This window comes from Acinetobacter sp. CAU_H_78 (genome assembly GCF_058599365.1).
In genome coordinates this window covers 404,117-418,919 of record NZ_CM178652.1, presented here as the reverse complement: position 1 = coordinate 418,919, position 14,803 = coordinate 404,117, and the positions used below count along the sequence as shown (strand labels likewise).

Annotated in this window: 13 protein-coding genes; 4 read left to right on the top strand and 9 right to left on the bottom strand. The window is 45.1% G+C overall.

Annotated elements, in window-relative coordinates:
- Positions 1-223 precede the first annotated feature (223 nt).
- Positions 224-2,791 carry a glycerol-3-phosphate 1-O-acyltransferase PlsB gene (gene plsB / locus AC4MCD_RS01970; RefSeq protein WP_491876507.1) on the top strand — a complete coding sequence of 856 codons (2,568 nt, stop codon included), beginning with the start codon at positions 224-226 and terminating at the stop codon, positions 2,789-2,791.
- 180 nt (positions 2,792-2,971) lie between these two features.
- Here the strand turns inward: plsB and AC4MCD_RS01965 are convergent, their stop codons facing one another.
- Complete coding sequence (locus tag AC4MCD_RS01965; RefSeq protein ID WP_491876506.1) at positions 2,972-3,784, bottom strand: NAD(P)H-binding protein; 813 nt, start codon at positions 3,782-3,784, stop codon at positions 2,972-2,974.
- A gap of 33 nt (positions 3,785-3,817) precedes the next feature.
- Here AC4MCD_RS01965 and recG point away from each other — a divergent pair, with 33 nt between their 5' ends.
- Both recG and AC4MCD_RS01955 read left to right on the top strand, forming a co-directional pair.
- The gene (gene recG, locus AC4MCD_RS01960) at positions 3,818-5,863 is read left to right on the top strand and encodes an ATP-dependent DNA helicase RecG (protein WP_491876505.1); all 2,046 of its coding nucleotides are present in this window, start codon (positions 3,818-3,820) and stop codon (positions 5,861-5,863) included.
- Complete coding sequence (locus AC4MCD_RS01955; RefSeq protein ID WP_491876504.1) at positions 5,850-6,485, top strand: ComF family protein; 636 nt, start codon at positions 5,850-5,852, stop codon at positions 6,483-6,485. Before recG ends, AC4MCD_RS01955 begins: the two co-directional genes overlap by 14 nt.
- Before the next feature lies 1 nt (position 6,486).
- On the opposite strand, the gene AC4MCD_RS01950 is transcribed toward AC4MCD_RS01955, so the two are convergent.
- Entirely contained in the window at positions 6,487-6,888 is a 402-nt protein-coding gene (locus AC4MCD_RS01950) for an NUDIX hydrolase (protein ID WP_491876503.1), read from the bottom strand.
- 28 nt (positions 6,889-6,916) lie between these two features.
- On the bottom strand, positions 6,917-7,507 hold the full coding sequence (locus AC4MCD_RS01945) for an LOG family protein (RefSeq protein WP_180003288.1): 591 nt from the start codon (positions 7,505-7,507) through the stop codon (positions 6,917-6,919).
- Positions 7,508-7,659: 152 nt separating this feature from the next.
- Here AC4MCD_RS01945 and AC4MCD_RS01940 point away from each other — a divergent pair, with 152 nt between their 5' ends.
- A complete protein-coding gene (locus tag AC4MCD_RS01940; protein WP_159122636.1) occupies positions 7,660-8,673 on the top strand; it encodes a CorA family divalent cation transporter in 1,014 nt (337 codons plus the stop codon).
- Positions 8,674-9,022: 349 nt separating this feature from the next.
- Here the strand turns inward: AC4MCD_RS01940 and AC4MCD_RS01935 are convergent, their stop codons facing one another.
- From AC4MCD_RS01935 to AC4MCD_RS01910, 6 genes are all read right to left on the bottom strand, one after another.
- Positions 9,023-9,313, bottom strand: a complete 291-nt coding sequence (locus AC4MCD_RS01935) for an STAS domain-containing protein (RefSeq protein ID WP_491876502.1) — start codon at positions 9,311-9,313, stop codon at positions 9,023-9,025.
- A gap of 12 nt (positions 9,314-9,325) precedes the next feature.
- Positions 9,326-9,961 (bottom strand): MlaC/ttg2D family ABC transporter substrate-binding protein, encoded by a 636-nt coding sequence (locus AC4MCD_RS01930; protein ID WP_004786965.1) that lies wholly within the window; start codon positions 9,959-9,961, stop codon positions 9,326-9,328.
- 18 nt (positions 9,962-9,979) lie between these two features.
- Positions 9,980-10,657: an outer membrane lipid asymmetry maintenance protein MlaD gene (mlaD, locus tag AC4MCD_RS01925; protein ID WP_491876501.1), complete on the bottom strand. Its 678-nt coding sequence runs from the start codon at positions 10,655-10,657 to the stop codon at positions 9,980-9,982.
- Positions 10,657-11,436 (bottom strand): lipid asymmetry maintenance ABC transporter permease subunit MlaE, encoded by a 780-nt coding sequence (gene mlaE, locus AC4MCD_RS01920; RefSeq protein WP_004786970.1) that lies wholly within the window; start codon positions 11,434-11,436, stop codon positions 10,657-10,659. The genes mlaD and mlaE overlap by 1 nt, the downstream gene beginning before the upstream one ends.
- Positions 11,433-12,251, bottom strand: a complete 819-nt coding sequence (locus AC4MCD_RS01915) for an ABC transporter ATP-binding protein (protein ID WP_005233709.1) — start codon at positions 12,249-12,251, stop codon at positions 11,433-11,435. The genes mlaE and AC4MCD_RS01915 overlap by 4 nt, the downstream gene beginning before the upstream one ends.
- 408 nt (positions 12,252-12,659) lie before the next feature.
- Positions 12,660-14,492 carry a DEAD/DEAH box helicase gene (locus AC4MCD_RS01910; RefSeq protein ID WP_180011177.1) on the bottom strand — a complete coding sequence of 611 codons (1,833 nt, stop codon included), beginning with the start codon at positions 14,490-14,492 and terminating at the stop codon, positions 12,660-12,662.
- Positions 14,493-14,803 lie beyond the last annotated feature (311 nt).

The window sequence follows — 14,803 nt, the reverse complement described above, 5'->3', positions numbered from 1 at the left end:
TTCTGAATATTCTGCCATAAAATCCAAGCAATCTTCTAAAGATTGATTGACTGTTCTGTCAACTGCTCTTGCAACTTACTAGGAAAAACATCTGCTTTCGCGCTAAAATTGAACCACTTCGATTGAATTTGTCAGAAAATGACATATTGTTTGTTTTTATAATCAATCAAAATAAATTCCCTCAGAAATTCTGTAGTTTTGGTCAGTAAAATTAGGAGTAACTATGTCCAAGAGTGGCTTTGGTCAAATGTATCGCAAGCTTTCAAGTAAGCTACTTGATCTTGTGGTCACCCCGCATGTTCTTGGGGAAGTACCAAGTGAAGTGACAACTCCTACTGCTGACCAGACTCCGGCAGCACAGCAGAAAATCGTCTGTTATATCTTGCAGAATCATTCACGCAGTAATGCATTGGTGGTCGATGCGGAAACTCGCCGTTTAAACATGCCGCCTGCGCTTGACCCTCTACAGATTGGTGACAGTAAGGAAAAGGCTTCGGTTCTATTCCTACAGCACCATGATGAGAATAATCTGCTTAGCTCACCACCACATGCCTTTCCACCACGTCTGTTACGTCTGATTGAAGTACTGGAAAAAAATCCTGAACTAGACGTGGAACTGGTACCGGTCACTGTGCTCTGGGGTCGTGATCCTGAAAAAGAAGATTCCTGGTTTAAACTGTTATTTACTGATACCTGGTCTACGCCAAGTCGGGTCAAACAGCTGGTTAATATCGGTCTGCATGGCCGCCAGTCTTATTTGGAGTTTCATGAGCCGCAATCTTTGCGTGCCCTCATGGACTTTGCCAAAGAAACTTATCCAAATTCAGCACCAGCGACCTATATTGTCAGCCGTCTGAATGATTATCTGGATGCACAGCGTGAAGTGATTCTCGGCCCTGACCTGTCAGATCGCCGTAATGTGATGCATGGCCTGATTAAATCGCCGGATGTACAATCGGCTATTCGTAACGAAAGCATCCGCAGCAAAATCAGCATGCTGGAAGCAGAACGTCGTGCGATTGGTTATCTGAATGAAATCGTATCAGATTATTCTCATTCGACTGTACGTTTTGCCGATAAAGCCCTGACCCGTTTATGGACCCAGCTTTATGACGGCGTGGAAGTGCATAATTTCAGTACCGTGCGTGAACTGGCCAAAGATTATGAAATTGTCTATACACCATGTCACCGCAGTCATATCGACTACCTATTATTGTCTTATGTGATTTATCGTCGTGGCCTGATGGTGCCATATATTGCAGCGGGCGATAACCTGAACATGCCATTTGTGGGTCAGATCTTACGCGGTGGCGGTGCTTTCTTTATCCGTCGTACCTTCCGCGGTAATGCACTCTATACCACTGTATTTAAAGAATATCTGTATAGCGTTTTGTCACGTAATACTCCACTGGAATACTTTATCGAAGGTGGCCGTTCACGTACTGGCCGTCTGCTGCCACCAAAAACCGGCATGCTGGCGATGACCGTACATGGTCATTTACGTGGCAAGGCCAAGCCAATTGTCTTCGTTCCAACTTATATCGGCTATGAACGCCTGATGGAAGGCGGTACTTATGTCGGTGAAATGAACGGCAAGCCGAAAGAAGCAGAATCTATTTTTGGCATTCTGAAAACCTTGCGCAAAATTGAGCGTATTTTTGGTAAGGTCCATCTGAACTTCGGTGAACCGGTATTTCTGGATGACATCCTGAAACAGCACGGCGCAGAACATATCAAAATTGAAAAGAATGATGATCCGATTCCGCAGCCGGTATCCGACGCAGTCAACAGTTCCGCCCAAGCCATTCTGGAAAATATCAACCGTGCAGTCGTGGTGAATCCGGTTTCACTGCTGTCACTTATTTTATTGGCAACACCGAAACATACGCTGGACGAAGAAATCTGTATCAAGCAGCTGGATACCTACCGTAATCTGCTGGTGGCTTTACCTTATGATGAGCGTATGCAAATTACCTCACTTTCAGGTAAAGAGATTATTGCCTATGCAATGAAGCTCAAGCTGATTAAACGGGTGAAACACGTTCTGGGCGATATCATTGCGATTGAAGATAATCAAGCGGTACTACTGACCTATTTCCGTAATAATATCGTGCATAGCTTTGTGTTGCCGTCCCTGATTGCGGCACTGGTAGAGCACAATGGCATGATTCGCCGTGAAGATGCGATCAATGCCAGCAGTACACTCTATCCATTCCTGAAAGCCGAGCTATTCCTGAAATGGAAAGAAGACGAAATTCAGCAACATGTTGATGCTTATATCGATGCTTTACTTGCAACCAACCTGATCAGTGAAGATGGTGAAAATCTGGTAGCGCCAGCACCAAATACTGAAGCGCATCACCAGCTTGAAGTTCTGGCCGCCCCAGTGACCCAAAGTCTGGAACGTTACTATATGACGCTGGCTTTAATTACTCAGCGTGGCCCAGGCAACATTTCAACCCGTCAGGTAGAAGAACTGAGTCATCTGGTGGGGCAACGCCTTTCTGTACTGTATGAATTCAACTCACCAGAATTTTTTGACAAAGCCTTATTCCAAAGCTTTATCAAAGTTCTGACGCAAAAAGGCTATATTTGTACCAACGATGACAATGCCATTGTCTATGATGAGCAGCTGACCAATGTTGCGCAGTATGCAGATCTAGTATTAGATGAAGTGAAGCTACAAATGCTGCATCACATCACCTCCTTTACCGATGAAGAGTTGAAAGAAGTACTAGATGCGGTTGCGGCTGAACAGGCCAAGAAACGTGCGAAACGTAAAAAGAAATAGTGTTTAAGTTTAAGTAAAGGAAAAGAGAGGTTTTGGCCTCTCTTTTTTGTTTGGGAATTAATAAAAATGATAAATATTCCCTCTCCTTTTAGGAGATGAGCAGCACTGCTGCGCAAGGGAGAGGTGATTTAAAAAACCCTCCTCCTAACCTCCTCCCAGAGGGAGGAGGAACTTCCAAATTTATAAATCAGTCTTATTCATCAACTCTAAATAATCCTGAAAACAATCCTGATGCTCTAACTCAAAACCTATCTTTTCCATTCTGGTGGCATACAGCTTTTTACCCGTCACCCTGTCACTTTCGACTTTCAATATAGGTAAACCCATTTGCTGCTGGAACCATTGCAGGACTTCATGCAGAAGTCTTGGCTGATTATTGCTCAAAATATATGAAGAATCAGGATGTTCCACGTGAATCATCTGAGCTAGAAAACGTGATAAATCTTCAATATGAATCCGATTCGACCAATGCAGATTTGGGTGGCTGGTCATCGATGCTGCCATTTTCTGCATACGTGCCACAGAAGTCCCATAAATCCCACTTGGGCGGATAATGGTACATTGATTAGGATAAGCGGCGAGATACGCCTGTTCCATGTGATGCAGAATTTCACCTTGAACATCATTCGGATGAATTTCAGTTTCATCATCCACGCTTTCACCTGCATTCTGTCCATAAACCCGGGTTGATGACACCACCACAATTCTTTTTACCGGATGGGATTTCAAGGCAGTGACGATTGGCTGAACCGAATCCAGATAAGTATGCTGATAGGCTTCGACACCCCTCTGTTTGGGACTGAGTAACACATAGACCCAATCAATCGGAGCGACTGTACTTAAATCTAGAGTATGTACATCCTGAATCAGATGAGTTGCGAATGAATCTGTTTTGGGACTTTGGCTAATTGTGCTAATTTGATGACCTTGCTCAAATAATTGTTTAGCTACCCGCTCGGATGTTTTACCATAACCAATAAATAAAATATGCATTCGACACCGAATCACAGACCTGGTTGAGGGGACATGGCTGCAGTCCATCAGTTACAAGGCGTTGGCAATGCCGCCGCTGCTTTACTCGAAAAACTAAATATCTTTAATACTGATGATTTGCTTTTTCATCTACCACGTGACTATGAAGACCGTAGCACGATCATTCCCATGAATCAATTAACGGTGGGACGCAGCTATTTGCTGGAAGGTGTCGTGAAAGGGGTTGATTTCCCACCCGGTAAACGTAAATCCATGGCGGTGTTACTGGATGATGATTCTGGCAAAGTCACTTTGCGCTTTTATCATATTTATAAAGGCATTACCGATCGCTGCAAGCTTGGTAACCGTTTAAGAGTCTTTGGTGAAGTGCGAGTCGGTGCCCGTGGTCTGGAAATGTATCATCCAGAACTGCAAGTGATTACTGAACATACACCTTTGCCTCATACCCAACTCACCTCGATCTATCCGGCAACCGAAGGACTGACTCAGCCCAAGCTACGGGAATATATTAAACAGGCACTAGAGCTGCACAGTGATGATTTACCTGAACTGTTGCCACAAAAATTTAGCAATGGTTATGGCCTGAAACAGGCACTGGAATATATTCATCATCCGCCGCTGGATGCCAATATGTTGCAGCTGACCCAAGGCTCACATCCGGCACAGCAGCGTCTGATTTTTGAGGAACTGGTGGCACATCAAATCAGTTTACTGACCCGGCGTGCCTTTATTCAGCAGATTGAAGCTCCCTCATTTTCACCAAGTAAGACCTATGCCAAACAGCTTTTGGCCGGTTTGCCTTTTGAAATGACGGGTGCACAAAAACGCGTATCCAAAGAAATTGCCCTAGACCTGAAGCAGAATAAACCGATGCTACGTCTGGTGCAGGGTGATGTGGGTGCAGGTAAAACTTTGGTTGCGGGTGTAGCAGCCTGTCATGCCCTAGAAGAAGGATGGCAAGTCGCGCTGATGGCACCCACTGAAATTCTGGCCGAACAGCATTACCTCAACTTCAAGCGCTGGTTCGAACCACTCGGTTTAAATGTTGCCTGGCTTTCCGGGAAGCAGAAAGGTAAAGCACGTGCTGCAGCAGAGCAAGTGATCCGTGATGGCAGCGCGCATCTGGTGGTAGGAACTCATGCCCTGTTTCAGGAAAATGTCGAGTTTGCCAAACTGGGCTTAGTGATTATTGATGAGCAGCATCGTTTTGGGGTCGATCAACGCTTAGCCTTGAGAAATAAAGGCTTGGATGGCATGTCGCCGCATCAACTGGTCATGACCGCAACCCCGATTCCACGCACGCTTGCTATGTCAGCCTATGGGGATCTGGATACTTCGATTATTGATGAACTCCCACCGGGTCGTACTCCGATCCAGACTGTGACTATTCCACTGGAGCGCCGTGAAGAGGTTCTGCAACGTATTGCCACGAATTGTGCTGAAGGTAAACAGGCCTATTGGGTCTGTACCTTGGTAGAACAGTCGGAAACGCTGGATGCTCAAGCCGCAGAAGCGACCTTTGCCGAGATCAAGGAACGCTTCCCTGAACTGAATATCGGTCTGGTACATGGCAAGATGAAAGCCGATGAAAAACAGGCAGTCATGCAGGAATTCAAAGACAATAAACTGCAGCTACTCATTGCCACTACCGTGATTGAAGTTGGGGTCGATGTCCCGAATGCTTCCATTATGGTGATTGAAAATGCCGAGCGTCTCGGCCTGTCACAGCTACATCAGCTGCGTGGCCGGGTGGGTCGTGGTGCCAAAGCCAGTTTCTGTGCCCTGCTTTATAAAAATCCATTGTCACAAAATGGTCAGGAACGTCTGCGCATCATGCGCGAAACCAATGATGGTTTTATCATTGCCGAGAAAGACTTGGAATTACGTGGTCCAGGCGAATTATTAGGAACCAAACAGACCGGTGATATGGGTTTCCGTGTGGCTAAACTGGAACGTGATGATCACTTGCTGAATCAGGCGCATTATGTCGCCCAGCAGATGCTAAAAGATTATCCGAAACAGGCAGATGCCTTATTAAAACGCTGGCTACCCGAGGCTCCACGCTATGCCTATGTTTAAACTGCTCCAACAGGGAAAACACTGGCTGAATCGTTTACAGCCTTGTCAGCTATGCCAGACAGATTATCAAAACCTGTATTCCGTCTGTCAGGATTGCTGGCAACAGTTACCTTGGGCACATCAGACCATTCAGCGTCAGGAAATGCAGTTTCAAGTGGCTTGTGACTATGCCTACCCAATGGATCGCCTGATTCAATTATTTAAATATGAACAAAAGCTGCATCTGGAACCTTTATTGGCAGGTGCATTACTGACCTTACAATTTCCTAAAGTCAGTGCAGTGGTTCCTATGCCGATTTCAACCGAACGGCTGGTTGAACGTGGCTATAATCAATCTCTGTTACTGGCCAAGCATGTAGCTAAACATTTACAAGTTCCCGTCTGGCAGCCCATTGAAAGACTCAAGCAACATTCACAAAAAGGCTTAAGTCGTCTGGAACGTATTGAAGACATTGAAGCCCAATTCAGGGTCACTACCTCTTCAAAAGTTCGTTATCGTAAGGTTTTAATTATTGATGATGTGGTTACGACTGGTAGCTCAATTCGAGCTTTAAGCCAGCAACTGGAAAAACTGGGCTGCCAGCAGATTTATGCCGCCTGTCTGGCGGGAGCCAAACTTTAAATTAGGCTTGTACCAATAAGTTCTTTTTAACCCAAGGTATGACAATTTCTGTAGTCAGTGGTGCTAGTTTCGTATCTTCCTGATCCAGGTCCACCCATTTCATCTCGTCAATCTCAGCTTCAATATGTGGTTCGCCATCTAATTGCACCAGATAAACATAACTGACCAGTTGATGATCCGGCTCGTTAGCAGTTTGTGTTTCAAAACGCCCAATGAATTGCTGAATCTCAGCCTGACAGCCAATTTCTTCCTGAATTTCACGTAGCATAGTTTGTTCAGGTGCTTCATCTGGTTCCAGCTTGCCACCCACTTGCATAAAACAGTCAGTATTTTTCTTACGAACCACCAGCAGCTGCTGATCTGAATTCAAAATAATGGCAGCTGCGACGGTAATAATTTTCATGAATTCGGAACGATCAAATGGGAAGTATTTATTTTACGAGATCTTCCTGATCGACCATACCCCATTTTGCTTCAGGCGGCTGGTAGTCTTGAAATTTCTGCAAAATTTCTTCGAAGTCATCACTCACGATCAGGGATTCAGTAAAACGTGGCTTGGTAAAACCTTTATCTGTAGTCATCTGAATAAATTTAAGCAAATCATCATAAAAGCCATCGACATTGAGAAAAGCACAAGGCTTTTTATGAATCCCGAGCTGTGCCCAAGTCCATTGTTCAAAAATTTCCTCGAGTGTTCCCGCCCCACCCGGAATGGCAATGAAACCATCGGAGAGTTCTGACATTTTGGTCTTACGCTCATGCATATTATCGACCACATACAGCTTGGTAATATGCGGATGCGCCAATTCACGATTCACCAAGGGTCTTGGAATGACACCAATGACCTCGCCCCCTGCAGCCAGGGCACTATCTGCTACAATGCCCATTAATCCGGAACGACCACCACCATAAATCAGTGTTTGCTGTCTTTTTGCCAGGGCTTGGCCTACCTTTTCAGCAATTTGTTTATAACCAGGTTCAGAACCTAGCGCTGAGCCACAGAAAATTGCGATAGAATTCATCATTTTCACCATTGCATTGCCGGTATATAGTACGCAGGCAGCGCCTGAGAGTTTTTTTTCAAAAATAACTGCACAATCAGTGTTTTTATTCAATTCCTTGTCTAAAATACACGCATTTAGATTAACATACTGCGCAAGGGAGAAAAGACAGCATGCTTGAAGCCTTTTACGCCACAGAGCGCGGTAGCCTAGAAGATGCCACCATCAATGGTGATTTCGACCTGCATCCGGAACTGGTTTGGATAGATTTAATTGCGCCTTCACAGGAAGAACAGCAATGGATTCTGGATGCCTATGAGCAAAACCTGCCCACTTTAAAATCTCTGGAAGATATTTCTTCGAGTGCCCGATTTTACCGTGATGATGACGGTATTTTGCACATCAGTACCTATTTCTTAACGAAAAATAAAAATTATCAGGTCGAAAGTGAACATGAGGATGATGCCAGCATCCTCGCAACGGTTCAGACAGTTGCTTTCATCTTGCATAAAGACCGGCTCTTTACCCTGCGCGGTGAAAAGCTGGTAGCTTTCCGTGCCTTTCGTGCCCGTGCGCGTCGCAATGATTACGATATTGACTATAAAGATCCAACCTGGATTCTGCTGGGTTTACTCGAAGCCAAACTGGATGAGTTGGCTGATATTCTGGAAGATGTACATAAGGATCTGGAAAAATACTCAACCGAAGTGCTGAATAACCGGCATCGTGAACAGATCCTGGATCTGGATGACATGATTACCCGTCTGGCCCAACTGGAAGATATGCTCGGAAAAGCCCAGCTCTGTCTGATCGATTTACGCCGGGTACTTACCTTCCTGTCACGGCCACGCGCGCTGGGTAGTCATATTTATGATGCAGATATTCGAGAACTCAGTGAAGACGTCCGCTCACTGGTCGAACACGATGCCTTCCTGTTCCAGAAAGTCCGATTCTTGCTGGATACCACGTCCGGATTCATTAACACTGAACAGAATGATACGATCCGTCGCTTCTCGATTTTACCAAGTATGCTCGCGCCCCCCATGCTGATTGCCAGTATTTACGGGATGAACACTGATGTCTTGCCTTTCGCTCAAGGTTCGATGAGCTTTGTGATGGTGAACATTATTATTATGGGCTTCCTGATTGGACCATTGATTTACTTTAGATGGAAGAAGTGGATTTAGAATCCCTCCTAATTTCTCCTTATTAGGGGAGGAATTTCCCTCTCCTTTCAGGTGATAAGCAGCACTGCTGCACAAGGGTGAGGTCAGAATTAACCCTCTCTAACTCTCTTGTGTTTAGATTTAAGGCAGTGCTTTAAATCTCGCTCAGAGAGAAAAGACTTCCAATATTTGCTTAAAGTTCGAGTCTAGACCCATTTCTCCACTTTTTTAAAATACAAGTTACCTCTCCTTTCAGGAGAGGGTTAGGGAGAGGTTAATTAACTAATCCCTCCTAACCTCCCTTTGAGAAAGGGAGGAACTTTTTTAAAATATACCGGCAATAAAAAAGCACCTTTCGGTGCTTTTTTATTTACTGAATGATCTGTAAATCATCCTGCAAATGACAGGCCTGAATGATCTTCATCATTTTCTCAGGAACCGCTTTAAACTGTAGCCCTCGTGCTTGCGGGGTCTGGCGCAACCAGCGCACCAGAACAGCCAAAGCCAAAGTACTACCTTGCTCAAGTCCAGCCAGATTAACTACCACAGGAAACTTGTCCTGTGACTTAATGACACGCAGACCATCTAGGTAATAGTTCTGCGCATTGTCAGCGTCAATCTTGCCTGAAACCTGCAGTTCCTGATTATTGAATTGAATCACAGCTCACCTATCTTATTTTTTCTTGTCAATTGCCGCTTCAGCATCTGGCTTGAAGTTAGCAATGGCTTTATCCAGGTTACCACCATTACGTTTTACTGTAGCCGCAAACTGGTTACGGAACTGCAGACCTAGGTCAATCCCAGATACGTTAATGTTACGGATTTTCCATTGTGAACCTTTATCAACCAGCTGGAAGGCAACCGGGATTTTCTCGCCTTTGTTATTAAAGTCGATGGTCACTACAGGATTTTTGCTGTTAGTCGCCTTGTAAGGACGAACGCTGTAAGTCTGGTTACTGAACTTAGAGAAAGCCGTACCATAATTTTCAATCAGGGTTTCACGGAAGTTCTTTTCAAACTGTGCACGCTGCGCCGCAGTACTATACTGATTGGTCGCATAAGTCCCCATCACAATCCGGGTAAACGATTGTGAATCAATATATGGGTCAAGGTTCTGACGGACAATCGTTTTCACAAGCGCAGGATTATTCTGCAATTTGGCATGATCGGTTTTAAGACGATCAATCAAATTGTCTGCAACTCTTTTAATAAAAGCAGGTGGGGCTTCAGACGGTGCAGCAAACACTGTACCAGCAACCATTGTTGAAAGAATGCTTGCAGCAAGCGTTTGTTTTACTAAAGTCTTCACTCAAATCTCCTCAATCTGTTATTCAACAAATACAGGTTCTGCATCTGTTGTTTCTGAAAATGCAGCTTCTTCTGAGGCACTTTCCTGACTATCTGACGATTTTCCGGCACCACCGGTAATAAATTTCGTCACTAAATCTTCAATTTCCATGGTGCCTTGAGTGTTCGCAATCTGCTCACCACGTTTCAAGTAAGTCAGACCGCCACCTGGAATAATTTTCAGATACTTTTCACCCAATAAACCATTTGTTGCTACCATAATGTAAGCATCTTCATCAATATTGGTGATGGATTTCATGTTATCTAATAGTTGTTTTTCCATTGTTTTTTGTTGCGCAGGATCGGCTGCGGTATAATCTGAACTATAACGTAACTCTTCCAATGCTTCCTGCTGAACCTGCTTGAGCTGCTCGGCATTAAAAGAAGTCAGAGAGCCATCCAGTGTCATATGGACAGTGGCTAAACGGGTCACCGGATCCAGTGTAATTTTATCGACCTGACCGACTTTTACCCCACTCAAAGCAACTTTAGCACGTGGCTTGATGCCATTTACATTTTCAAAAGTCGCTGTCATCTGATAGCTATCAGAAATATTGGTGCCTACCAGACCGCTGACACGCATCGCTAGGAAGAACAGGGCGATACCGAAAAGAATGACAAAAACACCAACGGCCAGCTCACTAGTACGTGATTTCATTAAATACCTCCGAACATGACCGCAGTCAACACGAAATCAAAACCTAATACGCACAGCGAAGAATAGACGACCGTACGTGTTGTAGAAGTTGCGATACCTTCTGATGTTGGTTCACAGGCATAACCCTGATAAACCGCGATCCAGGTACAAATTAATGCGAAAACAAAACTCTTAATAATAGTGCCATTCAGGACATCTTTATAGAATCGCACGGTACTTTCCATGCCGCTCCAATATGCACCTTCATCTGCACCCAGAAAATCAACACCTACCATTTTTCCGCCCATAATCCCGACCGCAGCAAAGATCACAGAGAGCATTGGCAAGCTAAAAATACCGGCCCAAAGGCGTGGTGAAATCACCCGTTTTAAGGGATCGACCCCGATCATTTCCATACTGGATAATTGCTCGGTTGCTTTCATCAGACCAATTTCGGCAGTTAAGGCAGAACCGGCACGACCAGCAAATAGTAAGGCAGCAACCACAGGTGCTAATTCACGTAACAGGGTTAAAGCCACTGCAGTACCAAGCATCGCTTCACTACCGAATGTCGACAGGATGGTATACATCTGCAAACCGAGTACCGAACCAATAAACAGGCCAGATACCGCAATAATCAAGAGTGACAGCACCCCAACCCGATACATCTGATAAACAAACAGCTTTACTCCAAGCCAGGTCGGCATGGAAAAGAGAATCTGCAACAGCATCAGTGTTGCAACACCAATCCCCTGAACACGTTCAATAACGCGTCTACCTAAGGCAGCAATGGCATTCATGAACGTACCTCATCACTTAAATAAGCCTGATGACTAAACTGATAATCTACCGGGCCTTCAACCGAACCGGTGAGGAACTGCTGCACAAAGGCTGAAGGATGATTTTTCAATTCTTCTGCTGTGCCCTCGCCCTGAATTTTGCCTTCTGCGACTACATAAATGTAATCGGCAATCGATAAAGTCTCTGCTACATCATGCGAAACAATAATGGTTGTTAAATCCAGTGCTTCACGTAGAGAGCGGATCAATCGGGTCAATACACCCATCACAATCGGATCCTGCCCGGCAAAAGGCTCATCGTACATGATCAGTTCCGGATCCAGTGCAATCGCACGAGCCAACGCGACACGGCGATTCATCCCGCCAGACAGCTCTGAAGGCATCATCTGCTCTGCCCCACGTAAGCCTACTGACTCGAGTTTCAAAGCCACGATTTCAGCAATCAGATGTTCAGGCAATTTGGTATGCGCACGAATCGGAAAGGCAACATTTTCATAGACGCTCATGTCGGTAAACAGAGCGCCACTTTGAAACAGCATCCCCATACGTGCACGTGCAGAAAAAAGCTCGGAACGGGACATCTTGGCAATATCTTTACCGTCCAGTAAAACCTGACCCTGTTCAGGCGTTAGTTGCCCGCCGATCAATCTTAATAAAGTGGTTTTACCAGTTCCGGAAGGTCCCATAATGGCGGTAATCTGCCCACGACGAATGTTTAAACTGACATCGTCATAAATTACACGCTCACCCCGCTTGAAACTCAAATTCTTGACTTCAATCAAAGACTGAGGATCCTGCGCTGTTTGATTTTTCATAGCTGAGTTTATTCCTGCATTTTTTCAGCATGCATATGACAAAAGAACGAAGTTCAACATGTTAGCATTTGAAAATGAAGGGTCAAGTTCATGGAAAACATAATGCTCCATGCCTGGCCATATATTTCTAGTAATCAAAAATTTTATTTCGACGCAATTTTAACAGACTATGATCCATTTAAAATACGATATACATAATAAATCAGATTGCATAAAAGCAAAGTTACCGCAATGTAGGACATGTACCCCTCAACAATATGAAAGACTATAAAAAGACGCTTTCAGATTACGGATCACCATAAGCCCAGAAAAAGTTGATGAATTAGGCATTTTATGCTGAAAAAACAAAAAATCAATGCATAAAAAAACCAGCACTCAGGCTGGTTTTTTATTTCAGACGTTATTCAATTAGTCATTGAATTTACGACGTGGACGATCTTCACCGAATGAACGCTCGCCACGTGGCTTGTCATCAAAGTTGCGACGCGCTGGACGGTCACCGAAGTCACGTTTTGGACGGTCATCACCGAATGAACGTGCTGGACGATCACCGAAACCACCTTCGCGACGTGCTGGACGGTCACCGAAATCACGTTTTGGACGGTCACCGAAACCACCTTCACGACGTGGAGCAGGACGATCACCGAAGTCACGTTTTGGACGATCACCGAAAGAACCTTCACGACGTGGTTTGTAATCTACACGGTTACCGCGGTTGTCATCATTACCTTCGAAACGAGGACGGTCACCAAAGTCACGACGTGGACGATCATTATTAAACTCGCGACGTGGACGGTCTTCATTGAAATCACGACGTGGACGATCACCGAAACCGCCTTCACGACGTGGACGATCGCTGTTGAAGTCACGACGTGGACGATCTTCGCCACCGAACGCAGGACGTTCGCCACGAGGTTTGTCATCGAAGCTACGACGTGGACGGTCATCACCACCTTCACGACGTTTGAAATTGCTCTCGCCTTCGAAACGACGACCACCACCGAAGCCACGACCGCCATCACGACGACCGCCACGACCACGACCAGCGCCATCACGGCTACCGCGTGCAGGAGGTGGAGATGGCTCAAGACCTTCAATTTCAGATACATTTAGACGAGCTTCAAGGAAGTCTTCTAGTGCACGGATTTTACCGCGTTCACGATAAGTCGCTAAAGTAATTGCTTTACCGGTACGGCCCGCACGACCTGTACGACCGATACGGTGTACATAGTCTTCGTTCTTCATAGGAAGACCAAAGTTGATCACGTGAGAAATCGTTGGTACGTCAAGACCACGTGCTGCAACGTCAGTTGCAACCAGGATTTTTGCACGACCTTCACGGATGCTGCGCAGACGACGGTTACGAACGGTTTGTGGCATCGCACCATGTAGAGCAACAACGGACAAACCTGCTTCAGCAAGTTCTTCAGCCAGCATATCTGTATCTTCTTGAGTAGAAGCAAAGACCACTGCCTGATCAACATCTTCTTCGTTTAACCAGTGAGTAAGAAGTTTTTTCTTGTGCTCAAAGCCATCAGTCCAGTGTAAAGTCTGGGTAATGTCAGTATTGGTAGAGTGACCAGTTTCAATTGCAATACGCTCTGGCTCATTCATCATGCGTTCAGCAAGGGTAATGATACGTGGAGCGAAAGTTGCAGAGAACATCAGTGTTTGTTTACGGTTTGCAGCCAAGTCACCGATTGCTTCTAGGTCTTCAGAGAAACCAAGGTCTAGCATGCGGTCAGCTTCGTCGACGATCAGCGAGTCAACTTTGTCAAGTTTGATTTGACGACGGTTAACAAGGTCAAGTAAACGACCTGGAGTTGCTACAACAACCTGTGCACCTTTTAACTGCTGGATTTGTTTACCAAAAGGCATACCACCCATAATTGCAGCAATACGAACACCTTTCATGTGACGTACAAATGCAATCGCGTCTTGGCATACTTGTTGTGCCAATTCACGAGTTGGTGAAATCACCAGAATAGTTGGTTGAGTCACCGCTTTCATACGTTCTTTAAATGGTACGAAAGTATCTTGGTTGGCAAGTGCGTTCAAAGTTGGGAGAAGGAACGCAGCGGTTTTACCCGAACCTGTCTGGCTAGATACTAAAAGGTCTTTACCTTCTAGTGCAGCAGGGATAGATTGTTCTTGTACAGGAGTCGGAGTAGTAAAACCTAAGCCTTGAAGGGCTTGTTGTAACGATTCATGCAAAGAAAATTCAGCAAAAGTTTTGCTCATAGAGTATTCCACCCGGAAATTGGGTGCTCCATTAAAAATAAAGTCAAATGGACATCGACAAAAAGCGGTACAGCAATTAAACGCTGAAAAGAGATGATTCAGCGGCGATCCGAGTAACGACGATGTGATATAACGCACGCATGATTACGGCATAACCTGAAGGAATCGCTTTAGCGATTGGGGCGCGAGATATCGTCCTCTCTTTGGACCGCACGCGCATACACAATGATAAGAAGAGAAATGTTCAGGTGACGAACAGAAATTAAGTGCGTGCGCAGATTATAGCAGGATTATTTATAAAGTCATCCGCT